Source organism: Nostoc sp. (genome assembly GCF_036917375.1).
GTDB lineage: Bacteria > Cyanobacteriota > Cyanobacteriia > Cyanobacteriales > Nostocaceae > Nostoc.
This window is the reverse complement of record NZ_JBALDN010000001.1, coordinates 57,839-82,390: the sequence shown is the minus strand read 5'-3', so window position 1 is coordinate 82,390 and position 24,552 is coordinate 57,839. Positions and strand designations below refer to the sequence as shown.

Sequence of the window (24,552 nt, the reverse complement as noted above, 5' to 3'; positions counted from 1 at the left end):
AGATTAGAGGTAATGTCATTCCAGGTAAAACTACATAAAATATATCGGTAAAGAATTTAAAGTTATTGGAGAGGGAACAAATTAATGACCAGACTTGATTTGTGGGCTGAAATTATCCCTGGAGTTTCCGCAGCAGGATTTAGGATTGGACAACATCTTTCATCAATCCCCGATCTTAGAGAACCTATTCTCACTATCGATCAAAGAGAAGAGAGGAAAAAGAAAGAAAAAGGCTTGGAATCAATTGGTCTGGATAAAGCTTTATCTGATTCGGATGGCTGGATTTTTCAAAAAATCTCCTCGGATTCTGAGAAATTAGATGGACATAAAGTTTTTTATTATAAAGATAGAGTTGTATTACTACATTTTAATGCGAATGATATTCTCTTCGTTATTTTTGTGTTTGAGGGCTACCAAGGAAAATTTTTTGATAAATTTGAAATCGGCTCTAAGGTTTCGGATTTAAGCGAGTATGTTGAGCTTGAATATGATAGCGGGGATGAAATGCATTATCCTTGTGAATCATCGCATGTTAAAGGTATTGCCTTCTATGGTGCAGAAGAATCTTTAGAAGATAATCCTGAACAAAAAATCATGGGTTTTTGCGTACATAACTGGAGCTTACAGGTATAGAAATGAGCGTGGGGTAAGCTCATGAAAGAAATTATCTGCTCGAACCGAGGGGTAATGCGACTACTTTGGAGATGTCTAATTAACAGTTTCCTCAGCAGCATTAGTCAGATAGTAATAACAGGAGCTTTAAATTAATCTAGAGAACGATTAATTATGTATAAACACAAAACATAGCGTTTATTTTAACAGAGAAATTTTAAGGATTGTTATTACCAAGATATTTGGCTTTTAACTCTTCTAATTCTTGATCTATTTCATTTTTTTTACTAGAAGGCTGAGATGTAGGGTTTGGTGGTTGTATTTTATTTGGTTGAGGTTTGTTATTACCCAAAAACTGGGTTTTCATTTGTTCTAATTCTAGATCAATTTGACTAGGAGATGGCGATACAAAAGCAGGTGGAGAATTGGGTGGCGATTGAGGAATAGGTTTTGATGAAATCGCTGGTGTGGCTGCTACTTGTGACTGTTGATTTAAATCTTTGAGAACTTCATCTACTGTTTGATAACGCCGAATTGGAATACTTTCTAGCATCTTGTTGAGAATGCGACTCAACTGATTGCTAACAGGAGTTTTCAAATATTGCTGCCAAACCCAAGTATCGTTGTTGGTATCATAGGAATCAAAGGGCGATCGCTTAGTTAATAAATTAATACAAGTAGCACCCAAACTGTAAATATCGCTGGCAAATACAGCCCTACCTCTCATTTGTTCAGGAGCAACATATTCTGGACTACCAATACTAGTACCAGTTTGATTTAAGGCAGCGCCAGTGGCAGATTTTGCAGCACCAAAATCTACTAATACTAGTTTGCGATCGCTCTCGCGTAAAATAATATTTTCTGGCTTGATATCGCGGTGAATTACGTGTCTGGCGTGACAAAATTGCAATACTGATAATAAATCATTTAGTAATTGCCAGATTTCTATTTCACTAAAAGCACCTCTATGTGCTAATTCCTGGGCTAAGTTTTGCCCGTCGATAAATTCTTGTACGAGATACTGCCGAGCTTCTTGGGTAAAATATGCCAGTAGTTCGGGAATTTGGGGATGTTTGCCCAATTCATCTAACTGCACCGCTTCTTGATTAAATAACTCTACAGCTTTTGCCAGAGTGTTAGTGCCTTGAGATTGAGGATAAAATTGCTTAATTACGCAACGTGGTTTTGAGGGTTTATCCTCATCCACAGCTAAGAAAGTTTTGCCAAAACCACCTTGTCCGATTGGTTTGATAGCACGATAACGTTCTTTGAGGAGTAATTTTGCACCGCAAGTCACGCAAAAATTGACATGATTGGGATTTTCCGGCTTGGGACAATGGGGATTAAGGCAGTAGCTCATACAGGCGATCGCTCTTATATCTCTTTATTTTACTGGCGTTAAGGGTGGAGACTTTTGCGAATCCGTTAAAATATGAGCGATGTCTACGACGGGCTACTCGGCGTCGCACTACTAACTAGTACAATACGGCGGAAATCAAGCCACCATTTGAAAACTTGCAAAAGCCTTGATATACAAACTTTTGACACTTCGACTCCGCTCAGTGTGAACTTTTGACTTCCCCAAAGGGGCTGACTTCCGCCTTGCGGTACTACCCCATACCTTCCATAACTGGATGAAAGTAGAAGGCGAACCCTAACACCGTATAAGCAGCTAATAATAAAGTGCCTTCTAGCCAATTGGATTTACCATCAGAACTAATACTGTTGGCAATCAACACTGACACAACCACAGCGACTAATTCAAAAGGTTTGAAATCCAAATCCATTGGTTTACCTAATATCCGCCCTGCAATCACCAATACAGGTGCGACAAATAGGGCAATCTGCATACTCGATCCCACAGCTACCGAAAGAGAAAGATCCATCTTATCTTTCATCGCCACGGTGACTGCTGTGGCGTGTTCAGCCGCGTTACCGACGATGGGAACCAATATCACCCCTGTAAACAACGCCGTCAAACCTAGCTGAGATGTAGCCACTTCCAAAGAATCTACTAGCATTTCTGACTCAAGTGCCACTAGTAAAGTACATACTAGCAACACGCCAACCCACAACATCATATTTGGTTTCGCGTGAGGGGTTTCCTCTTCTTCTGTCTCCGCTACACCCACATCATAAAGATAGGAGTGGGTTTTCATCGAAAATAGCAGTGTTAGAGCGTAAACCAAGATTAATACTACAGCAACAGCAATAGAAAGATTTTGCAGTGTTTGTTCGTTAATTCCTTGAGAAGTGTAATTCATTGCCGTTGGCATCAAAATGGCAATCACCGCCAAATTCATCGAGGCAGCATTTACCCGCGCCACAATTGGCTGAAATGTCTGTTCTTTGTAGCGCAGTCCTCCCAAAAGCATGGAAAAACCCATTACCAGTAGTAAGTTGCTAATAATCGATCCCGTGATACTGGCTTTTACTACATCTATTAACCCAGCGTTCAGCGCTACTAGGGCGATGATTAGTTCTGTAGCATTGCCAAAAGTGGCGTTTAACAAGCCCCCCAATGATGGCCCGACTACCACAGCAATTTCTTCTGTGGCTGTACCCATCCAAGCTGCTAAGGGCAGAATTGCTAATCCAGCTGTAATGAAAACTATCAATTCTCCCCACTCCAGAAAGTGGGCTGCTACAGAAACCGGGATAAAAAGTAGTAAAGCGAAAAGAATAATGTTTTTGGTTGACATTTCTTGTTTTGGGTTGAGGGTATCATTCACAGCGAGCAATCCTAAGTTTCAAATTTGGAGTGTTGAATTAACAATCACTTTCACTCAGCACTCCGATATGGTACTCTCAACCGCCTGTAGAGCAATTCAGAAATTGTACTGTTTTCCGTTCAACGTTGCGGATGTTGTGTAAAGCAAAATTGCGATATAATGAGTTCTTGTAATCTTTTGTTGCAAAACTATGAATTTGAGCCAAAATATTACACCAAAAATGGGGTTTAATATATTAAAAGACAATTAAAATTTTGATTGGCGCTGAAGAAAAAAACCCCTAACTAAGGCTTTGTTCAATGGCTAATTACTTTAAGCCTTCAGGGAAAGGGCTGTGCGATAACGCAGATTTCCCACTAGAATAAAACAGCTTTGTCGAAAATTTAATTGGATTTCATAGTTGTTGTTTATACCGGATTTTGTGTAAAAACTATTGGAGAAAGGTTTACGCACAATATTTTCGGTGCAACTGCAAGTTTTTTGTTTTGGATAAATATACATGACTTCTGCTGCTGAAATGCCAGCTAGCTCTGGCTCAACGTTAACATTACATTCAGATCCCAATAACACCAAAGAAACCGATCCCCTGAGAAAGGCTAATGGTGTTTATGTGACGGTGCATGGTCATTTTTACCAGCCACCAAGGGAAAACCCTTATCTGGACGCAATTGAACGCCAACCGAGCGCTGCACCTTTCCATGATTGGAATGAGCGGATTCATTGGGAATGCTATCGTCCAAATGCCTTTGCCAGAGTCTTAAATGACCAAGGCGAAGTGGTGGGGATCGTTAATAATTACGAGTATTTCAGTTTTAATATTGGCCCAACGCTGATGTCGTGGCTAGAACGCTACGATGTGGAAGTTTATCAGCGAATTTTAGAGGCGGACGCCAAGAGTAGCCAACGCTTGCATGGTCACGGCAATGCGATCGCGCAAGTATACAATCACATCATCATGCCTCTGGCGAACGAACGCGACAAATATACCCAAATTCGCTGGGGTAAAGAAGACTTCCGCTCCCGCTTTGGCCGCGATCCCGAAGGGATGTGGCTAGCAGAAACTGCTGTAGACTACGCCACCTTAGAAGCTCTTGTTGCTGAGGGTATTCGCTTCATTGTTCTTGCACCGTCTCAAGCATTGCGTTGTCGTCCCCTTCCCACTCCAGCTCATCCCCATCCTGAATGGATCGAAGTCGGCGGTAGTCAGATTGATTCTACCCGTCCCTACCGTTGTTATTTGCAGCCCACACTAGACACTTCATCTTCACCTCTGAGTGGGATCGCCACTAGCCCCAACGATAGTAGTACAGAAGAATTACCCTACATTGATATCTTCTTCTACGATGGGCCGATATCGCGGGACATGGGTTTTAGTGATGTCGTTTATAATTCTAGTCACTTTGCCGGACGTATTGGTTCGGCGGTGCGTGGGGATCATCGTCCAGCACAGCTAATTTCTGTGGCGACGGATGGGGAAACCTTTGGACACCACAAAAAGGGAACTGAGAAAACTTTAGCCTACGCCTTTACCAAAGAGTTTCCTCAACAGGGTTGGACGGTGACGAACTTCGCCCACTACCTGAGCTTAAATTCTCCGAGTTGGGAAGTGGAATTAAAGTCAGTCACAGCCTGGAGTTGCGCCCACGGTGTCGGCAGATGGGAGGATGACTGTGGTTGTGGTGGTGAAGGCAGTATTTGGCATCAGAAATGGCGTCGTCCCTTGCGGGATGCCCTCAATTGGCTGCGGGATCAGCTAACTGAGGTGTATGTAGAACATGGTAGACAGTTATTTCGCGATCCCTGGCTAGCACGGGATGAATATATCCAAGTGATGCGCGATCGCTCTGCTACCAATGTCAACCGTTTCCTTGCCCGTCATCAAACCCACAAGCTAACCGCAGCCGAACAAGTAGACGCTCTGCGCTTGTTGGAAATGCAGCGTCACGCTTTGTTAATGTTCACTAGTTGCGGCTGGTTTTTTGAAGAAATTTCCCGTCCAGAGGGGACACAAATTCTGCGCTACGCCGCCCGTGCTTTGGAATTGGCAGGGGAAGTAGCAGGCGTGCAGTTGGAAAAAGGCTTCGTCAAACGTCTTGGTTTAGCCCCCAGTAATGTGGATCAGTTCAAACACGGTGCGGAAATCTATCGGCAACTCGTGTTAACTGCCCAACTTGGCTTTAAGCAAGTAGCAGCCCATTACGCCATTACTTCCCTGTTTACCAATCAGAAACCAGCAGAGACACATAATTCTCTACCGAGAAAAGATGCTGCTGATAAACAATCTCAGCGTTACCATAAACGGGTTTATTGTTACGCAGCCAATGAGCTAGATTACCAACTGCAACGCATGGGATCGCTAACTCTGGCTGTGGGCAATTTAAAGCTGGTATCAGAGATTACTTGGGAAAGCGAGCATTTGGTATTTGCAGTTCTGCATTTGGGAGGCTGGGATTTCCACTGCTGCATTCAACAATTTACTGGGCGGCGTAACTACAGCCAATTAAAAGAAAAGCTGTTTGGGGCGCTAAAACAAGCTAGTGCGGCTCATACTATCTTGGCGATGACACAGCTATTTGGAGAAGAAGCTTTCAGCTTACAAAATCTATTTGCTGAAGAACGCCACCGGATTATGGGGCTGCTGAGTCAGGAAACACTGACACGTTTAGGACAGTTGTATACCCAAGCCTACCGTGATAATTATGGTGTGCTGATGGCGTTTCATCGCGATGAAATAGCAGTACCGCAAGAATTGCAGGTAGCAGCAGATATTGCTTTAGGGCATCGCTGTCTGATGACATTGCGATCGCTAGAGCAAGAGATTGCCGATCCCCAAAAGAGTTGGAATCACATCTTAGAATTAGAGGCGATCGCTACTGAAGCAAAACATCTGCGTTGTCGGCTGAATATTCCCGACGGTAAGCAGATGTTAGAACAGTTAATTGCGCGATCGCTCTGGCAATTATTGCACGATGCCAATGGTAGTTTTAATGCAGATATCCAACTGTTGGAACGATTGATTGATGTCGGGGATCAACTAAATATTAATGTTTCCCTACAGCGATCGCAGGAATTATACTTTAGTTGTCTGCAAAGTCAGATAGCACCAGTGTGTATTACTAGCGTTGGCAATGAAGGAGATAATCAGTGTCTTCAGTTGCTCAAGTTGGGTAAAAAATTGGCCGTTGATGTTACCTCGATCTCAAATCAGTTGAGATCGATGTAGGGACTCACAGCGGTACATTGGTGTCAACTTCAGCCATAATAAGCAGTTTGTAGTGGGGACTTCAGTCCCCAAAGCCAGGACTAATACCAATCCGTAATTCGTAATTCGTAATTAAGCAAAGTCAGATATTGTTTGGGTTTTGGGGTTTGAATATGTTGCCTGATTTTAGAGAATTAGTATAAAGTCCTGACTACGAACAAACATTTTTATTCAGCTTGATTTACCGGACATGATATTATATAATCTATGTTCGGTAAATTAGTTTTGATATGTCATTGCGAACGGAACGAAGTGTAGTGAAGCAATCGCAAGGCTGTGTGATTGCTTCTCTACGAGACGCTTTCAAACGTTTCCCTTGCAATGACAAGTATTTAACCGGAAATGATATTACCTAACGTGAGAGCGATCGCAATGGTAGGGATAAAGCCACTCACACTTAAAGAGTCCGTGGGTATGTTTCTCAAAAAATGTTCCTGCATGGCGTCCAGGTGATATATCGATCCCAGCTTTCGTTTTAATCTCATATAACCAGGGAAAGGCTACTACAAAAACAGCTATGACAGTAAAGAGGTAGAGAATCGTAGTTTTAATGTTGAGAAATCTTTGGAAATTGCTATTGTGATTTAGTGGCATAGATAATCATAAACTAATAGCCCATCCAATCCTAACCTAAAGTTCAAAATATCGCCGAAAGCGGAGATCGATATTGTCTGTTTTCTGCTGATTACAGGTTAAACAGAGAGTTTGTAAATTGCTGATATCATTTTTACCTCCACGGACAAGGGGAATGATATGGTCGATGCTGAGATGAGTTTCTATAGTAGTTTTACCGCAGCTTTGACACTGGTATTTGTCACGTTGAAAAACGTATTTCTTTACTTCCGGTGGGATACGAATGCGGGGAGTTTTGCTCATGTTATTTCTAGTTGCTAAGAAATTCTTCCAAGCTTGGAACATCTACCCAACTTGCTTTTTGATGCGATTCATGAGATAAATCCATCAACAACTGAGAATAAATTCCTTCGCGTAGTGATGGTGTAATTTCCTGATTGCGGTCAATTCCTTGTAACCATCGATCTACTACGCGGATAAATGCCGAAATCCGACCATCAGCATAATTTTTGGGAAAAATTAACCGATTCGGTATTTCTATTTCTGTTAGAGATTTACCTGGCTGCGAACCCCAAACACGAAAACCATGTATATAATCTTTTTGATTTTCACTGCCTACGATTAATGTACCGCGATCGCCATATACTTCTACCCAATGGGTTCTTGCTGCATGAACAACTGCACTGATAGAAAGTTGGCAAGGTGTACCATTGGCTAATTCCAGCGTTAATATACAGTTGTCATCTGTATTCACTATCTTAGATTCCCCACTAATGGGGTCAACTCGTGTAGGAATAGCAGTAGTTAAATGAGCGTTTAATCTACGCACTGGCCCGAATAACCAGTGAACATAATCGAAGGCGTGAGAACCCAAAGATCCCAATGCACCGCCTCCTTTCTCTTTCTCAGAATACCAATTCCAAGGGCGTGAGACATCAGCACGAGAAGAACCTAACCAATCAATTTTAATTAGCCGTAACTCACCCACATAGTTTTCTGACAATAATTCTGCAAACAATTGCCATGCTGGTACAAAGCGAAATTCAAAGTCTACAGTTGCGATAACGCTTTTTGTTTTAGCTAACTGATAAAGTTCTTTTGCTTCAAATACATTTAAAGTTGTCGGTTTTTCTAGTAATAAATGTTTCCCAGCTTGCAGTACACTTTTTGCCATTTCATAATGCAAAAAAGGCGGCGTCGAAATGCTGACGGCTTGCACTTCTGGTAATGCCACAATATCTGCAAATGAGTCGTAAGCGTGAGGGATATTATGGGATTCTGCTATAGCTTTGGCTTTATTTATATCTCGGTGATAAACAGCAACTACCTCAGTGCGAGAATGTGCTTTAAATCCGGGAATGTGGACTTTTTGACCAAATCCAGTGCCTGCGATCGCAACTCCAATCATCTAATTTTTATCCTCATATTTATACAACTTATTATTTACTTATAATTCACATCTAATATGTAGTTGTATTAAACTGTTTAGCCAATATTTTTCCTCCTGCTTGGCGGTTCTTATTGAGTTTGTAACATCTAGCGATCGCTCTTTTGAATCTAGTATACTATCAGATAGGCTTATCGTAAAACTCTAATTGTAAAGGGGTAACGATAATGCTCGCCATTGTAAGCTTTAACAGCAGCAAAAGTCACTACAAAGGATTGTAGTAGCAGTTTGAATAAAATTAATAGCATAAGTATAATTAATAAGTTATCTAAAGTATTTTTTATTTGATTAATTGAACCATTATTCGTTACTGCCAAACTCAAGCTAGTGACTACTAAAATTAAAGATATTGTTATAACAATAAAAGTGTAACAAGTTAAAGAAATTTGAAAATTTAATGATTCCTTACCTTGTAAATCAATCCAGGGATATTGAGCCTTTTTAAAGCGCCAGATTATGAGTGGAGGCAAAACATTTAAAGGTAAATATAAAGGAATGCCAAGAAATACCAAAAAACACAATAATATCCACCCTAGCAAAGCCGAGAGATGACACAACATCGCCCATATACGCATTTGTTGTTTAGGTTTTTCTTTCATGGCTTTTTATTTGTAAGTGGATTTAGCTGATAATTCCCCACTATAATTATCTATAAAAAAGCCAAACCAGAGTTAAAATCTGAGTATTTCTCGGTCATAATTGACGAAAAGAGGTTTTATTTGCCAGGTTATGCTTTCTTCTGGTAAAGGTAGACGCGGTTTAGCTATATCTTCGTTATTCGGAAAGCGCTGTAAATCTTTAATAGACCTCTTGGCATTTGTGCTTTTTGCATTCTTGGAGAAAAGGTTTTGGTTAAAGGGGAAAGGGACTTTTGCAGAACCTTTTCCCCTTCCCCTTGCCCCTTATCCCCAGAGGGGACCCCACTTTCCCCTTTTCCCGACTTATGCAAGAAGTCTAATAAGTAGTCAAGTTTCAAAACCACCATAGCTGCACCTATAGTCAGGTTAAGGGACTCGAAGTAGCAAACACAACTGTTTGCTTTAACTTGTGGTATAATCTAAAACTTTCAAATTATACTTGCGTAGGCGTAGCCAGTTGATACCGCGTCCGCTTCAAAACTTATCATTAAGATCGCAGAGATGCAGATGGGAGATGTTTTTAGACTTTCTGCTTCCCTCTTTTGGCACAAATTTTGCAGATAGCACTGCTAAAGATGGCATTGGCGTAGCTATTTCATCAACTTGGGCGATCGCAATCAGAAAGTTTATATTAAGTACTGACGAAACTAGCAACTATTTTTTGGGATACCCAATAGCAAGATTTTTGTCAATAAGCTATCAGTCCAATAAGTCTGTCTGCGATCGCATTGAATAAATGTATAACTTAACGTATAAGTTATATGCGATGAGCTTGCTTTAATTTGTATATCTATCATACTTTTCCTACCTTTCCTACCTTTCCTACCTTTCTTATCTTTAATTAAATTACGCATTTAAAATAACGAAATACTAAAAAACATTGTTTTAAAAAAAAGGTAAAATATAAGCCATAAGGGGGAAGAAAGACCCGAAATAAATTAGTTAGTTTTAAAAGCCAGTAATCAAACCAATCCTATTAATAAGTATCAATGACACTACATCAATTACGCTAGCTACAAAATTTTACTTAAATATATCAAAAAAAATTGATAAAACTTCAACATGAAAGTGACATAATTATGAATCAATAATTAATTGATTAAATATTTCTTTGAATTAATAACTGGAGATTCAAAAACTGGTCTATGGCACGACGTTCGTTGAAAGCATCTACTCTAGGTATTGAGAAAGCAAAAAAGGCTTTTAAAATTAGAGAATGGACGCAAGAGTATTTAGCTAGCGAGATAGGACTTGAGACTCGGCAACCAATCTGGAAATTTTTTACAGGCAAGCCGATTGAGCGTCAAAACTTTATGGAAATATGCTTTCGACTCGGTTTAGATTGGCAAGATATTGCTGAACTACCTAATCAGAGGTTACTGACAGAAAACAACCAGGAATGGGAAAACTGCCAAGATACCGAAAGCTTAGTGCAAATGTTGCGATCGCGTCTAAGTGATAAGATTAAATCTCAATGTGGCACTACGAGGTTGTTAGATATCGATCAACCAATTCAACTAGAAGAAATATATGTCAGCACCAATATTCTGAATAATATTACAAGTCGAAGATGGGTAGATATCCTCGATATACAAAGCTTCATTCCCGAAGAGTTCAACTGTTTTGCTTTTAATCAACTTTATCAAGAACGAGTTTCTGCAATCCAAGCAGTTATCGCCTATCCCAAACTAATGGTACTAGGTAAACCAGGGTCTGGTAAAACCACCTTTTTACAGTATATTGCTATGCAATGCAATCAAGGCAAATTACTATCAGACAGGATACCAATTTTTATTCGCTTGAAAAACTTTGCCGAGGATGCTAGAGAATCCGGAAATTATAGTTTATTGAACTATATTAGCCAAGAGCTTGCCAACTGCGGTGCTTCAGACCAAGAAATTCAAACATTACTAGTTAGTGGCAAAATATTAATTCTACTGGATGGCTTAGATGAAATTCCAGAAGATGATAACACCAAAATTATCACTAAAATTCGCAGTTTTGCTGCAAAATATTACCAAAATAAGTTGATTCTCACATGTCGAATCGGTTATCAACAGTATCAGTTTGAAGAATTTAGCGATGTTGAAATTGCTGATTTTGATTGTTCTCAAATTGAGGCTTTTGTACAAAATTGGTTTGTTAATGTTAGCAACAATTCCATCGAGAAAGGAAAAGCTTTAGCTTGTCGATTCGTGCAAAAATTACAATTATTAGAGAATCAACAAATTCGAGAACTAGCTGTCAGACCACTTTTGCTTAATTTGGCTTGTTGTGTATTTCAAGCTTGCTCAGACTTTCCAATTAGAAGGGTCGAATTTTACAAGCAAGGATTGGACATTTTGCTCAATCGCTGGGATAAAGTGAGGAACATTAAACGAGATGAAATTTATCTTAATTTATCTTTAGCTCAGAAGGTTGAACTGCTGAGTCAAATTGCTGCTATTACCTTTAAACAAGGTCATTACTTTTTCACACAAAGTATTATCGAGCAATACATTACGGACTACCTCTGTAACTTACCCATAGCCCAAACTGAGCCTGATATACTGCAACTCAATAGTGAAGCAGTGCTGAAATTACTTGAGACACATGGATTACTCATAGAGCAGGCGCAGGGAGTTTACTCGTTTTCGCATATAGCTTTTCAGGAGTATTTAACAGCTAAAAATATTGTTACCAGCGCCAACCCCCAAATATTAGAAAAAAAATTAATCGATCTGGTTAGCCATTTAACTGAACCACGTTGGCGCAAAATCTTTTTACTAACCGCTGGCATGTTGGATAATCCCACTTGTCTGTTGCAATTAATGAAGCAACATATCGATCGGCTTGTCGGTTTTGATGGGCAATTAGAAAATTTCTTCAACTGGCTTAACCATAAGTCTCTTTCAGTTCAGTCTACTCATAAAAGAGTAGCTATTCGTGCCTTTTACCTAACCCTAGAACTTCTCGACGATCTAAGCTTTACTAATGACTTGGCTTTTTCTCTTGGCATCGATCTCAGACTTACTAGTAATCTTACCCCTGATTTAGCTCTAGATATAACTCTTCAGTGTGCCCTTAAGTTAAGCGTTGCCCTCTCTAACGAGCCGACTTTAGATCGAGTTTTGGCTTTAAGCTTTGCTCTCCCTGATGACCGCATTCTTGTCTGTCACCCTGAGTTACAGCATTCTTTACAAAAACTTAAAGAACAATTACCAACCCCATTTCAAGGCAGAGAAAAGTTAAAAGAGTGGTGGAATGCTAATGGTCAAACTTGGGCTAATAATTTGAGATTGGTGATAGTTCAGTGTCGCAACATTGGTTATCAATGGCAGTTCAGCGAGGAGCAAAAAGAAATACTCAAGCAGTACTACGCTGCTAGTCAGTTATTGGTAGATTGCCTTAATAGTGCTTGTAAAGTAACTCCCACCGTACCAGAGAGTCTTTTAGCAACGTTATTGTTACCCACCCCTAAAATATTGATGAGATACAGCAGCTAGTAGTTCGCCAAGCGAACTTGGCGGGGTAAAGGGCAAGGGGGAAGGGGGAAAGGGTTTAAATCCCTTACCCTTTACCCTTTCCCCTTTCCCCAGCCCTCACCCAGCATTTTTGGGTTGGCAGAGTACTAGTAGGTTGGGTGAAGCGGAGCGCAACCCAACACATATCAGGATGTTGGGTTACGTAAAGTTTCCACCCAACCTACAATTTTTTTGCAACATTTTAGCTTTGCCACGCCAGTAGTAACAAGTTTTAAAAGTACTATTTTCCGAATGAGTATATGTAGTATAAAATTTTTGGCAAAATTTCGTCCATTGGCTGAAATTGAATGCTGAATCTATGTATTCAACGACACATTTTTGAACTGACTCAGCAACGCTAGTTGCTGAGTTTGATGACCAACTGGCTACAAAACCGGATTGAAAGTATACGTTAATTCATACATTTTCGTAAACGCGATCGCAAACGTACTGCTGACACAGTATTAAGTATTACTAAATTGTTAATTAATAGCGATTGTGGTGGTACTAACACCAAATATGCTGCGAATGCATTAATGAGCTAAGTATATGTGTGTTTCTGTTTTTGAGCAAACTGACGTAGCGTTTCAGCAGCAAGGAAATAAATTTGCAGTCAATTGTCGGGGGTAATTTGCAAAACTTGACTTCAACACCTTCTGGCTTCTGTGCTGAACCACTTGCAAAAAGCGAAGTAGTCACAGTAAGAGGTAAGTTTTTCTTTATTAGAGATCAAAAGTTTTTCCTCAAAGGAGTGAGTTACGGTCCTTTCTCCATTGGTAGCCACGGTGAATCCTTTCCAGAAAAATCAGTTGTGGAAAAAGATTTCGCCATGATAGCAGAAATGGGGGCTAACTGTCTGCGTACCTATACTGTTCCACCTGATTGGCTGTTGGATCTAGCTGCAATCTATGGTTTGAGGCTGTTAATTGGTATACCTTGGTCTCAGCATATTGCCTTCCTCGACTATTCTGCTGTAAAAGCAGAAATCCGTAACTGTATTGTTCAAGGAGTTAAAATTTGCCGGAATCATCCCGCCACCTTCGCCTATTTGGTGGGTAATGAGATTCCTCCAGATATTGTCCGATGGCATGGAGCAAAACCAGTTCGGACTTTTATTAAAGAGTTAATGGCGGTAGCAAAAGACAGCGATCCCGAAGGTTTGGTGAGCTATGCCAATTACCCCTCTACAGAGTATTTAAATATTGACTTTACTGATTTCTCATGCTTCAACGTTTACTTGCATCGGGAAACAGATTTTCGTCGCTACCTCTCACGACTCCATAACCTAGCCGAGGATAAACCTCTAGTACTGAGTGAGTTTGGCGTTGACTCGATGCGTGAAGGAACCCAAACCCAAGCCGAAATTCTCTCTCAAAAGCTGTCATCTAGTTTTGAGATGGGAGCAGCCGGGACAATAATATTTTCTTGGACGGATGAATGGTTTACCGGTGGATATGCCATACAGGACTGGGCTTTTGGTCTAGTTGACGCCGAACGGCTCAAAAAGCCCGCCTTTGAGACAGTTCAGGAGTATTACACAGCGCCTCTGCCGCCAGCGCTACCTGAGTATCCTAAAGTCTCAGTGATTGTCTGCGCTTACAATGCTGAACGCACGATGGATAGTTGTCTAGCTTCTCTCAAAGAACTCAACTATCCCAACTATGAAGTCATTGTAGTTAATGATGGATCGAGCGATCGCACTCTCGAAATTACTCAACATTACGACTATGTACGCCTAATTAACCAAGAAAATAAGGGATTAAGCGTCGCCCGCAACGTCGGTATGGCCGCCGCAACTGGCGAAATTGTCGCCTATACCGATTCTGATTGTATGGCAGATCCAGACTGGCTCACCTATCTGGTGGCCAAGTTTCTCTCCTCTGGTCTAGGTGCCGTAGGCGGGCCAAACTTATCTCCCCCGGAGGACTCTCTTGTTCCCGCCTGCGTTGCCGTCTCTCCCGGCGTACCTACCCACATACTTTTGAGTGATGAGGTAGCAGAACATATTGCTGGCTGTAACATGGCTTTTCGTCGGGAGGTTTTACAAGAAATTAACGGCTTCAACCCGATATTTCGTACTGCTGGGGATGATGTCGATATCTGCTGGCGACTGCAAGATCGAGGTTACACCATTGGTTTTAGCCCAACGGCAATCGTATGGCATTTTCGCCGTAACACAGTAGCAGCCTATCTCAAACAGCAGCAAGGTTATGGCAAGGCAGAAGCACTCGTTTATTTTCAGCATCCTTACCGCTTTAACCTTTTGGGACAGCCCTCTTGGTTGGGGAGAATCTACGGAGATTTATCTGCATTTCTGCGTATTGGTCAACCAATTATCTACTCCGGGGTGTTTGGTCGTGGTCTGTTTCAAACCTTGTACGAGCCTTCCTCCTCTTTGATCTCATACCTCCCGCTGACACTGGAGTGGAATGTCGCAGCTTTGATCCTATTTGTGTCTGCGCTTTTATCTGGCGATCGCCCGTGGTTGGGTGCAGCAATGTTCCTTATCTCTTTTAGCTGGTGTGTAGCTGGTGCTATACAAGCGCGGATTGACTCTCGTTTTCTCAAAAGAAGGGCACGGTTGCTGGTGGCGCTACTGATTTACCTGGGGCCAATTGTACGTAGTATAGAACGCTATAAATGGCGGATCAAAGAACTTAAGAAAGCCGAGCCGATAAAGTTTGATGAACTGTAAATAAAAATAGAAGCATTAAAAAAATGACTCAAACACTAACTCAAGCAGATTTAATTCAATTTGATTCGCCAGCCCATAAAGTAAATATTTCCTGGCGCGATCGCGCCTATGAGTTGTCCTATTGGACAGATGCAGGAATAGAGAAGGAGAACTTGCTGCAAAAGGTAATGGATTTACTCCTGCCTTGTAAGTATTTCATTGCGATGGATCGAGGCTGGAGCGACTGGGATTTAGAGATTTACCAGGGGATTTGGTCAAAAGTTCAGTTGAAAGTATGTACTGAAAATCATGGAGGTAACAAAAGAGTCTTGCGGGTGCGGTGTGCCCTGAGAATGTCACAGTTAGCCATTATGGCGATGGTTGGCTATTGTCTCTTTACAATTGTGGCGATCGTTCTGGGAATGCCAGAAGTAGCAAAACTCACAATTGCACTAGGTACGCTCAACGCCACTGTTATCTTATATCAGAACTTCCAGTTAGGACGTATTCTCTACCAAGTACTGGAGATTGTTGCCAAAAGAGTGTACTTACTGCCAATACAAACCAACAGCAACAAGTCTGTTGTAGAAAGTGTATTACAGCCATGACGAATGTCTTGGTACTCCAGGCCAGACGGGAGGTAAATCTGTAAGTGAGGCAAGAGATCAAAGCAATAATGCATCGATACGGGCAAATGCTCCGATATCCGCTGCGCCACTGGCGCACCTTAATCGCAATCCTCGGTCTCACGGCTGGCACTTCAGCCACCGCCACACTTCAACCTTGGCCAATGAAAATCCTGGTGGATTATGCTTTCGGTCAAGCAGTCATCCCCCCACTGGTTCGCTCATTTCTGGGGACTTTTAACCTGGCGTTCACACCGCAGTTGCTGGTCGTTGTCGCTGCTGTTTGTAGCCTTGGACTTTATGCTCTAAACGCTATCTTGGAAACTAGCCTCAGCTGGGCCTGGAGTGCTGCCGGGCAAAGTATGGTCTACGAACTAGCCCAAAAACTGTTCTATCGTTTGCAACGCCTTTCACTGCTGTTCCATAGCCAACGGACTGTCGGTGATTCCCTTAGCCGTCTGGCCGGAGATACCTATTGCGTTTATACCCTGACTGGTGCTTTGCTGATTTCACCCGTGCAGCACCTGCTGACGTTAGTAACTATTAGCATCGTCGCCTGGAACCTCAATCCTTTACTAACGCTACTTTCGCTTTTCGTAGCCCCAATAATGGGCGGTTCAGCCCTTGTTTTTGGTTCCCGACTCAAGCGACGGACAAAACTTAACCGCGAAGCCCATTCTCGCCTCACCAGCTTTGTCCACCAAACAGTCACTGCAATCCCCATGATTCAGGCATTTGCTAGGGAGAGTTACAATACGCGGCAGTTTGAGAGGTTAGCAGCAGACGGAGTTGTGCTCTTACAACGCGAAACTCTGCTCAAGAGTGTTTACAGCGTAGCAAATGGTACTGTAACAACCATCGGTACTGCGATTGTCCTGTATGTAGGCGGGCAGCAGGTGTTATTGGGGGTTATGAGTATCGGCAGTCTGCTCGTCTTCTTGGCATATCTACAATCTATACAAGGAGCATTTAGGGGTCTATTTGGCATTTACGGGAGCCTGAAGTCCGTAGATGCCAATATAGATAGAGTTTTAGAGATTTTGGATGCTGAAGATGGGGTGCAGGATGCCCCTGATGCCAGACCATTGCCAGTTCACCCGCCGGGAGGACGCGGACACGTATGTTTAGAGAAAGTCACCTTCGGTTACGAACCTAACTATCCCGTCCTCAAAGAAGTTAGCCTAGAAGCGCGACCGGGAGAAACTATCGCCTTGGTAGGCGCGACTGGTGCTGGTAAGAGTACGCTGGTTTCCCTGATTCCCCGCTTTTTTGACCCCTGGCAGGGACGAGTCCTGTTTGATGGGGTGGACGTACAAACAGTGCAAATCAAAAGCCTGCGCGAGCAGATTGCCCTGGTGCTACAGGAGCCGTTTCTGCTGCCACTCTCGGTAGCACAGAACATTGCCTACGGTCGCCCTGGAGCTAGCTTTGAGGAGATTGTCGCAGCCGCCAAAGCAGCTAAGGCGGACGACTTCATCCGGCAGTTGCCTCAGGGGTACGACACCGTTCTGAGTGAAAGAGGAGCTATGCTTTCCGGCGGACAGAAACAACGACTGGCGATCGCCCGAGCGCTGCTTAAGGATGCACCAGTACTAATTCTCGACGAACCTACTTCTGCTTTGGATGCCCACACTGAAATGCTGCTGTTGGCAGCTTTAGACCGTCTGATGCAGGGGCGGACGGTATTTATCATCGCCCATCGGCTCTCAACTATTCTCCGGGCGGATCGAATCGTGGTGCTGGAGCAAGGGAGAGTTGTGGAGATGGGAACGCATCAAGAGTTGCTGGCAAACTCTGGTCTTTACAAGCGTTTGCACTCCTTGCAGTTTCTCGAACCGTCACAGGAGGTCGTGTTATGAAACTGTGGTGGCTGCGACTGGCAGGTTACGCCCTAGTTCGTTGGCGCGGACTCGCCTTTGTGCTGGTGCTGATGCTCGTTAATGTCGGGCTGAATGTCCTCAAGCCCTGGCCTTTGAAGGCGATCGTTGATTGTGTCCTGGGCAACCAATCTCTGCCAAGTACTGTTGTTTGGCTCAAAACCTTGGCTGGTAGTGGCGATATTCAGCTACTCGGTTTCTTAGCGGCTGCCACAATTGTTCTATTTCTAGCTAGTGAAGGAATTCGTCTGCTCCAAGATTATGTTGGTGCTGGCGTTGGCAGTCAAATGAGTTATGACTTGGGAGCAGCACTGTTCGATCGCCTACAGCATCTTTCGCTAGAGTTTCACAACCAACAACAAGCTGGGGATCTCGTTCGGCGAGTCATGACCGACAGCATCTGTATTCGGAATTTGGTGATGGGGGTTTTTCTGCCCGTGCTGACTTCTGTGGCGAATCTAGCAGTCATGTTCCTTGTGATGTGGCAACTCGATCGCTTCCTTTCACTGCTCTCGCTGCTCGTTGCCCCTTTGATTGTGTTACTAATTTGGGTCTTTAACAAGCGCATGATTGAGCGAACCTATCAGCATCAACAATTTGAAGGCGAGATTATGGCGCTTGGCGAGCAGACTTTAACAGCGCTACCAATTGTTCAAGCATTCGGACGTGAAGCACACGAAGATGAGCGCTTTCGCTACCTGTCCCAAAAAGCGCTTCAAGCTTCTTTGCAGGCTATTTTTGCCCAGATGCAATTCAAATTTGGTGTCAGCGGGGTAACTACAGTCGGTACGGCAGCAATCATGCTATTCGGCGGCTTCCAAGTTCTGAATAAGTCACTTTCCATTGGGTCTTTACTAGTCTTCCTTTCTTATCTCGCCTCTTTGTATGCGCCGATGGAGACTTTGGCTTATATGTCTTCTGGTTTTGCAGCAGCAGCAGCTAGTGCTAGGAGAGTGTTAGTCATATTAGATGCTCAGGAACAGGTGCAGGAGGCTGCCGATGCCAAACCTCTGTTTTTACAACCAGGTAAAGCAACTGGCTACGTATGTTTAGAGAAAGTCACCTTTGGTTATCAGCATGGCAAACCAATACTCCAGGACATTTCTTTAGAAGCCCAGCCAGGGGAAACCATCGCCCTAGTGGGAGCTACAGGAGTAGGAAAGAGTACTTTGGTTTCCCTGATTCCCCGTTTTTTCGATCCTTGGCAGGGACGAGTCCTATTCGATGGCGTGGACATCCGCGACGTGCAACTGCAAAGCCTGCGCCAGCAGATTGCCGTGGTGCTGCAAGAGCCGTTTCTCTTACCGCTAACCATTGCCGAGAACATTGCCTATGGCTGTGTTAATGCCAGCCGCCAAAGAATTATCGCCGCCGCCCAAGCGGCCAATGCTGACACCTTTATTCAACGATTACCCAAAGGTTATGACACGGTAATTGGCGAGCGAGGAGCTACGCTTTCCGGGGGAGAAAAGCAACGGTTAGCGATCGCCCGCGCCCTGCTCAAGGATGCGCCAGTGCTGATTTTGGATGAACCCACCTCTGCTTTGGACGCTGAAACCGAGTTTCTGCTGCTGGAGGCATTAGAGCGACTGATGGCAGGACGAACCACGTTTATTATTGCTCATCGACTCTCCACCATTCGCCGTGCAGACCGGATCGTGATGTTGGAAGGAGGACGAGTTGCGGAGATCGGAAACCATCAAGCATTGCTCAAGGCTCGCGGGCTGTACTATCGCTTGCACCAAACCCAGTCCAGCCGAGCGATCTTCAATTCTGAAACGGTATAAACCAGGAGAGCCAAGGTGAGCGATTTAGCCAATCATCAGTCGGATTACAGGGCAATTACGGATTTTCCACCAAATGTCCAAATTGGTTCAAATACAGTCATCATGGGCAATCTTGCCTTCAAGCGATTCCATAGCCGCAACAGACAGGGATTGGTCATTGGCGACTACTGTACTATGGACGGCGTTCACTTCGATATTGGCGAAAAGGGACAGGTCGAGATTGGCAACTATTGCTACTTCACAAACGTTGTACTTTTGTGCGAACTGGAACTTCGCATTGGCAGCTATGTTGTGATTGGATGGAATGCAACGCTTACTGATACCGACTTTCATCCGATCCTACCTGCTGAACGCATTGCTGATGCGATCGCCTGTTCGCCGTTGGGAAAGACCTTACCGCGACCGAAAATTGTCAAGCGACCCATAGTTATTGAGGACGGCGTGTGGATTGGACCGAACGCCACAATCCTCAAGGGAGTCCATATTGGCGCTGGTGCTTTTGTGGAGGCAGGTGCAATGGTGAACCGAGACGTACCGCCACGCAGCCGAGTCATTGGTAATCCAGCACAGATTATTGGGGAGGTTTAACGGCGATGGTTGCTGCACGCACTCTCTCGTGGGATTGGTATCCAGGAACGATTCCAGAAAACGTGGTTCTTGACGAAACCGCCTACGTGGAAACGACCTTTAGTTTTTATTTATACCGTAGCGAAGCACCAGTGGGGGTGCAGTTCGGTCGCGGGGCTTCCAGCTATCTGGGGACAATGTTTGATGTTGGCCCCTGCGGGCAGGTGAGTTTGGGCAACTATGCTCTGGTTCACGGAGCCAGGATTATCTGCGACGCCCAGATTGAAATCGGTGATTATGCCCTCATCTCTTGGAATGTTGTATTGATGGATACCTACCGACTACCGTTCGACCCGACACAGCGGCGGCACGAATTAGAACAAATACCATTGCGTTCCCCCCGGCGTATTAATGCAACGGAGCCAGCACAACCGATTCTCATCGGTTCTAACGTTTGGATTGGTTTTGATGCCTGCATACTACCAGGCGTCACCATCGGAGAGGGGGCGATCGTTGGTGCCCGGTCTGTTGTCACCCAGGATGTCCCACCATATACCATCGTGGCTGGCAATCCTGCCCGTGTTGTTCGTCATTTGGATGCAGGAGGCATTGATCGTGAAGCATGAACGCCCCAGTAAGGGGAAAATCATTGTCTTCGGAATTCTATTTTGGTATCCCTTGGCAGGGGTGACTTACCAGTTCCTCCACTACCTGCTGGGGCTGCGTCGCTTAGGGTATGACGCTTACTATATAGAAGATTCATGGCGTTGGATTTACAATCCCCGCCTCAATGACCTCTCTCCAGATGTGATTGAGAATATTCAGCGAATTGCCCCAATTTTAGAGGCCTATGGTTTCCAAGATCGGTGGGGATTTCGCGACTATTTGGGAGATGAGTGTTATGGGATGACTCAAACCGAAATCTTGCAATTATATAAGGAAGCAGACGCCTTCTTGAACGTCACGGGCGACCAGGAAATCCGCGACGAGCATCTGGCTTGCCCCCGCCGCATCTATGTAGAATCAGATCCGGTTGCTTCCCAGATTCGGGTTGCTCAGGACGACAAAAAACTCATTGGTCACTTGTCCGCCCACGACACTCACTTCAGTTTTGGAGAAAATCTCGGCGCACCAGATTGTGGTGTTCCCGTTGGTGGTTTTAACTGGTTAGCTACCCGCCAGCCAGTTGTGCTGGATTTGTGGGAAACTCCAAACTTCACACCTGGGATTGCTTACAACACCATTGCCACTTGGAATAACAAGGGCAAAGACATTACTTATCAGGGCAAAACTTACTACTGGCGCAAGGCGCGCGAGTTAGAAAAATTTCTTGACCTTCCCCAGCGGCGTCCGTTGCCATTTGAGATGGCGACCAATGTGAGCGACGAGGAAAGAGAGAATGTGCGATCGCTGCTGCAAAAGCATGGTTGGAGGCAGATAGACGCGGTGGAACTGTCTCAAGATATGAAGAATTACCGCGCTTATATCCAGGAGTCGCGCGGGGAGTTCACAGTAGCAAAGGAGCAATACACGCGTCTGTTGAGTGGCTGGTTTAGCGATCGCTCTGCTTGCTATCTAGCAGCCGGTCGTCCTGTGATTACTCAAGAAACGGGATTCAGCAAATATCTGCCAACGGGTAAAGGACTTTTTGCCTTCAAGACTATGGAAGATATTTTGGCGGCACTCGACGCGATCGAAAGCGATTACAAAGGCAATTGCCAAGCAGCCCGCGAAATTGCCTCAGAGTACTTCGCCGCCGAGAAAGTGATTGGCAGTCTTATGGAGCGAGCGGGGTTATAAGCATGGCACGCATTGTTGTTTGCGGATATATGATCCGACATCCGGTAGCTGGCAATCTCTTAGCCTTCTTTCACTATGTGTTAGGGCTGCATCTTCTGGGGCATGAAGTCTTATACCTGGAGGAAAGCGGCTGGCCTGGGTCTTGCTATAACCCGATAGACCACAATTACGATGACGACCCTAGCTTTGGCATTGATGCAGTACAAACGCTAATAAATACATATTGCGTGAATGCAACAGTGTGCTATGTCAATCGAGATACAGGAGATGTCTACGGTGCTGATTGGCAAGACATCAAGCAGATGCTCAGGACGGCGGATTTGCTATTGAATATCGGTGGAGTTTGCTGGTTACCTGAATTTCTTTTATGTCAACGTCGAGTATTGATCGACATGGATCCATTCTTTACCCAGATTGGGACATTCGCTGCCGAGGGTCGCAACGAGTATCACGCCTACTTTAGTTATGGCGCTAATATTGGACAACCCGATTGCAGCATACCAAGCGATCGCATTGAATGGCTCCCCACTGTACCGCCTGTTGTACCAGAAATCTGGCAAATTACTCCAGAATATATAAGAGAAAAACCCACATCGCCATTCACCACAATTGCCAATTGGAATGCTTATGGCGGTGTAACTTATAAAGGTGAGTATTATGGGCAGAAAGACCGGGAATTCATGCGGTTACTGGAACTCCCTAGCTACTGTTCCCAGAAACTCGAACTCGCTCTTGCTGGCAGGGATGCAGAAATAGCGGAGGTTGGGAAATCTTTAAAGGCAGCAGGCTGGTTAGTTCGAGATGCCAAGGAAATTAGCACTAGTCTGTCAACATATAGAAGTTACCTGATTGGCTCTCGCGGAGAATTTAGCGTTGCCAAACAAGCTTATGTCAAAACTCGCAGCGGTTGGTTTAGCGATCGCAGTGTTTGTTATCTCGCCGCTGGTCGTCCAGTCGTTTTACAAGATACCGGATTTAGCAACTGGTTAAGAACGGGTTACGGCGTGCTGGCTTTTTCCTCCTTAGCAGAAGCAGTAGATTGCATCGAGCGCGTCAATGCGGATTATCTGGCGCATTCCTTGGCAGCAAGGGAAATAGCCGAGCAAACCTTTAGTTACAAAGTGGTGCTGCCTCGACTACTAAAGACAGCAATTTCAGCTCGAGACGAGTTAAGGAGCGTTGAGGTATGACGATCGTCATTTTTGCCAGTGCTATCGGTCGTTTTCCCATAGGAGGCAATGCCTGGTCTGACCTCCAATATCTTTTAGGTTTGCGATCGCTTGGGCATGATGTTTTTTATTTAGAAGAATGCGGGCTAGAGTCGTGGGTTTACAACTGGGAAATTGAGGAACTGACAACCGAGTTGGACTATCCGACAAATTATGTCAAAAACTGTCTCGAACCCCTGGGCTTTGCAAACCAATGGATTTACCGAGCTGGCGATCGCTCCGTTGGGATGGATATTGAAAAATTTAAAGATATCTGCTTACAGGCTGATTTGATGATTGTGCGCGGCTCGCCAATTTCTCTTTGGAGACAGGAATATAATTTGCCCAAGCGCCGCATTTATATTGATGCCGATCCGGGTTTCACTCAGATTAATATTGCCAGCGGTCATGGGGAATTGATTGAGACTATCGAACATTGCGATCGCCTGTTCACCATTGGGCAACGCATTGATGCTGATGACTGTCTCATCCCCACAAACGGTAGGCATTGGCTAAAGACATTACCTCCAGTGGCACTGCCTTACTGGCCAGTAATTGACGACGATAATCCTACTCACTTCAGTTCGATTATGCAATGGCGCAGTTATCGAGAGGTAGTCTACGAGGGAGTCACCTACGGCAACAAAGATAAAGAATTTCTCAAGTTCATTGACATACCGCAACTAACAAAACAACTGTTTCGGATTGCATTAAGTGGCGGCTTTCCTAACGAACTATCCCAGTACGGCTGGGAAGTCCTCCCTGGATGGATTGCGTCTTTTTCAGCAGAGTCGTACCAAAAATTCGTTCGAGAATCCCGTGCTGAGTTTGGAGTTGCCAAACAAGGTTATGTTGCGACAAAAGGCGGTTGGTTTAGCGATCGCAGCGTCTGTTACCTCGCTTCCGGCAGACCTATTCTAGTTCAAGACACAGGCTTGAGCGATTGGCTACCAGTAGGAGAAGGGATTTTAACCTTCCGCGACCAAAAGGAGGCAATTAAAGGTACAGAAGCCATCAACGCTGACTATGAAAAACATCGGTATGCAGCACGGCAGTTAGCAGAGGAATATTTTAACTCGGATAAAGTTCTGCCTTTGTTGCTAGAAGCAGCGATGAATTAAATAATTCAATTTAGGAATAATTAGAACGACTTAAAAAAACCAAATTATCTAAACAAAAATCAAATAAGCTTAAACTCTCTTTCCTTCTGCCTCCTGCCTTATCCCAATAATAAATATTCACATTA

The 24,552-nt window shown here is 44.0% G+C and carries 19 protein-coding genes; 13 read left to right on the top strand and 6 right to left on the bottom strand.

Translation table 11 applies throughout. The features are described from left to right. Positions 1–84: 84 nt before the first annotated feature. Positions 85–633 carry a hypothetical protein gene (locus V7K45_RS00360; protein WP_334999295.1) on the top strand — a complete coding sequence of 183 codons (549 nt, stop codon included), beginning with the start codon at positions 85–87 and terminating at the stop codon, positions 631–633. A gap of 196 nt (positions 634–829) precedes the next feature. Here the strand turns inward: V7K45_RS00360 and V7K45_RS00355 are convergent, their stop codons facing one another. Next, complete coding sequence (locus V7K45_RS00355; RefSeq protein ID WP_334999293.1) at positions 830–1,972, bottom strand: protein kinase domain-containing protein; 1,143 nt, start codon at positions 1,970–1,972, stop codon at positions 830–832. A 250-nt stretch (positions 1,973–2,222) separates the two neighbouring features. Continuing rightward, a complete protein-coding gene (gene cax / locus V7K45_RS00350; protein ID WP_334999291.1) occupies positions 2,223–3,314 on the bottom strand; it encodes a calcium/proton exchanger in 1,092 nt (363 codons plus the stop codon). 529 nt (positions 3,315–3,843) lie between these two features. On the opposite strand from cax, the gene V7K45_RS00345 reads away from it, so the two are divergent. Then, positions 3,844–6,567, top strand: coding sequence for a DUF3536 domain-containing protein (locus tag V7K45_RS00345; protein ID WP_334999289.1), 2,724 nt, complete (start codon positions 3,844–3,846; stop codon positions 6,565–6,567). Positions 6,568–6,954: 387 nt separating this feature from the next. On the opposite strand, the gene V7K45_RS00340 is transcribed toward V7K45_RS00345, so the two are convergent. From V7K45_RS00340 to V7K45_RS00325, 4 genes are all read right to left on the bottom strand, one after another. Continuing rightward, on the bottom strand, positions 6,955–7,200 hold the full coding sequence (locus V7K45_RS00340) for a hypothetical protein (protein ID WP_334999287.1): 246 nt from the start codon (positions 7,198–7,200) through the stop codon (positions 6,955–6,957). A gap of 36 nt (positions 7,201–7,236) precedes the next feature. Next, entirely contained in the window at positions 7,237–7,482 is a 246-nt protein-coding gene (locus tag V7K45_RS00335; protein WP_334999285.1) for an HNH endonuclease, read from the bottom strand. 7 nt (positions 7,483–7,489) lie between these two features. Further along, a complete protein-coding gene (locus V7K45_RS00330) occupies positions 7,490–8,587 on the bottom strand; it encodes a Gfo/Idh/MocA family protein (protein ID WP_334999283.1) in 1,098 nt (365 codons plus the stop codon). Positions 8,588–8,757: 170 nt separating this feature from the next. Then, on the bottom strand, positions 8,758–9,225 hold the full coding sequence (locus tag V7K45_RS00325) for a DUF4870 domain-containing protein (RefSeq protein WP_334999281.1): 468 nt from the start codon (positions 9,223–9,225) through the stop codon (positions 8,758–8,760). Between the two features lie 553 nt (positions 9,226–9,778). On the opposite strand from V7K45_RS00325, the gene V7K45_RS00320 reads away from it, so the two are divergent. The 11 genes from V7K45_RS00320 to V7K45_RS00270 all read left to right on the top strand — a co-directional run bounded on the left by V7K45_RS00320 (position 9,779) and on the right by V7K45_RS00270 (position 24,427). Beyond that, entirely contained in the window at positions 9,779–10,000 is a 222-nt protein-coding gene (locus tag V7K45_RS00320; RefSeq protein WP_334999279.1) for a hypothetical protein, read from the top strand. Between the two features lie 409 nt (positions 10,001–10,409). Further along, on the top strand, positions 10,410–12,749 hold the full coding sequence (locus tag V7K45_RS00315; protein WP_334999277.1) for an NACHT domain-containing protein: 2,340 nt from the start codon (positions 10,410–10,412) through the stop codon (positions 12,747–12,749). 625 nt (positions 12,750–13,374) lie between these two features. Beyond that, positions 13,375–15,462, top strand: coding sequence for a glycosyltransferase (locus tag V7K45_RS00310; RefSeq protein WP_334999275.1), 2,088 nt, complete (start codon positions 13,375–13,377; stop codon positions 15,460–15,462). Positions 15,463–15,485: 23 nt separating this feature from the next. After that, positions 15,486–16,049 (top strand): hypothetical protein, encoded by a 564-nt coding sequence (locus tag V7K45_RS00305; RefSeq protein WP_334999273.1) that lies wholly within the window; start codon positions 15,486–15,488, stop codon positions 16,047–16,049. An 86-nt stretch (positions 16,050–16,135) separates the two neighbouring features. Beyond that, complete coding sequence (locus tag V7K45_RS00300; protein WP_334999271.1) at positions 16,136–17,926, top strand: ABC transporter ATP-binding protein; 1,791 nt, start codon at positions 16,136–16,138, stop codon at positions 17,924–17,926. After that, a complete protein-coding gene (locus tag V7K45_RS00295) occupies positions 17,923–19,731 on the top strand; it encodes an ABC transporter ATP-binding protein (RefSeq protein ID WP_334999269.1) in 1,809 nt (602 codons plus the stop codon). Before V7K45_RS00300 ends, V7K45_RS00295 begins: the two co-directional genes overlap by 4 nt. Positions 19,732–19,746: 15 nt before the next feature. Continuing rightward, on the top strand, positions 19,747–20,319 hold the full coding sequence (locus V7K45_RS00290) for an acyltransferase (protein ID WP_334999267.1): 573 nt from the start codon (positions 19,747–19,749) through the stop codon (positions 20,317–20,319). A 305-nt stretch (positions 20,320–20,624) separates the two neighbouring features. Beyond that, positions 20,625–20,924: a DapH/DapD/GlmU-related protein gene (locus tag V7K45_RS00285; RefSeq protein WP_334999265.1), complete on the top strand. Its 300-nt coding sequence runs from the start codon at positions 20,625–20,627 to the stop codon at positions 20,922–20,924. Then, positions 20,914–22,098, top strand: a complete 1,185-nt coding sequence (locus tag V7K45_RS00280; RefSeq protein ID WP_334999263.1) for a hypothetical protein — start codon at positions 20,914–20,916, stop codon at positions 22,096–22,098. The genes V7K45_RS00285 and V7K45_RS00280 overlap by 11 nt, the downstream gene beginning before the upstream one ends. Positions 22,099–22,100: 2 nt before the next feature. Next, positions 22,101–23,288 carry a hypothetical protein gene (locus V7K45_RS00275; RefSeq protein WP_334999261.1) on the top strand — a complete coding sequence of 396 codons (1,188 nt, stop codon included), beginning with the start codon at positions 22,101–22,103 and terminating at the stop codon, positions 23,286–23,288. Next, positions 23,285–24,427, top strand: a complete 1,143-nt coding sequence (locus V7K45_RS00270) for a glycosyltransferase family 1 protein (RefSeq protein ID WP_334999259.1) — start codon at positions 23,285–23,287, stop codon at positions 24,425–24,427. The genes V7K45_RS00275 and V7K45_RS00270 overlap by 4 nt, the downstream gene beginning before the upstream one ends. Positions 24,428–24,552 lie beyond the last annotated feature (125 nt).

Bases quoted from the DNA above. Each gene is read 5' to 3' on its own strand.
- V7K45_RS00360 (WP_334999295.1), top strand. From the start codon at position 85: ATGACCAGACTTGATTTGTGGGCTGAAATTATCCCTGGAGTTTCCGCA.
- V7K45_RS00355 (WP_334999293.1), bottom strand. From the start codon at position 1,972: ATGAGCTACTGCCTTAATCCCCATTGTCCCAAGCCGGAAAATCCCAAT.
- cax (WP_334999291.1), bottom strand. From the start codon at position 3,314: ATGTCAACCAAAAACATTATTCTTTTCGCTTTACTACTTTTTATCCCG.
- V7K45_RS00345 (WP_334999289.1), top strand. From the start codon at position 3,844: ATGACTTCTGCTGCTGAAATGCCAGCTAGCTCTGGCTCAACGTTAACA.
- V7K45_RS00340 (WP_334999287.1), bottom strand. From the start codon at position 7,200: ATGCCACTAAATCACAATAGCAATTTCCAAAGATTTCTCAACATTAAA.
- V7K45_RS00335 (WP_334999285.1), bottom strand. From the start codon at position 7,482: ATGAGCAAAACTCCCCGCATTCGTATCCCACCGGAAGTAAAGAAATAC.
- V7K45_RS00330 (WP_334999283.1), bottom strand. From the start codon at position 8,587: ATGATTGGAGTTGCGATCGCAGGCACTGGATTTGGTCAAAAAGTCCAC.
- V7K45_RS00325 (WP_334999281.1), bottom strand. From the start codon at position 9,225: ATGAAAGAAAAACCTAAACAACAAATGCGTATATGGGCGATGTTGTGT.
- V7K45_RS00320 (WP_334999279.1), top strand. From the start codon at position 9,779: ATGTTTTTAGACTTTCTGCTTCCCTCTTTTGGCACAAATTTTGCAGAT.
- V7K45_RS00315 (WP_334999277.1), top strand. From the start codon at position 10,410: ATGGCACGACGTTCGTTGAAAGCATCTACTCTAGGTATTGAGAAAGCA.
- V7K45_RS00305 (WP_334999273.1), top strand. From the start codon at position 15,486: ATGACTCAAACACTAACTCAAGCAGATTTAATTCAATTTGATTCGCCA.
- V7K45_RS00300 (WP_334999271.1), top strand. From the start codon at position 16,136: ATGCTCCGATATCCGCTGCGCCACTGGCGCACCTTAATCGCAATCCTC.
- V7K45_RS00295 (WP_334999269.1), top strand. From the start codon at position 17,923: ATGAAACTGTGGTGGCTGCGACTGGCAGGTTACGCCCTAGTTCGTTGG.
- V7K45_RS00285 (WP_334999265.1), top strand. From the start codon at position 20,625: ATGGATACCTACCGACTACCGTTCGACCCGACACAGCGGCGGCACGAA.
- V7K45_RS00275 (WP_334999261.1), top strand. From the start codon at position 22,101: ATGGCACGCATTGTTGTTTGCGGATATATGATCCGACATCCGGTAGCT.
- V7K45_RS00270 (WP_334999259.1), top strand. From the start codon at position 23,285: ATGACGATCGTCATTTTTGCCAGTGCTATCGGTCGTTTTCCCATAGGA.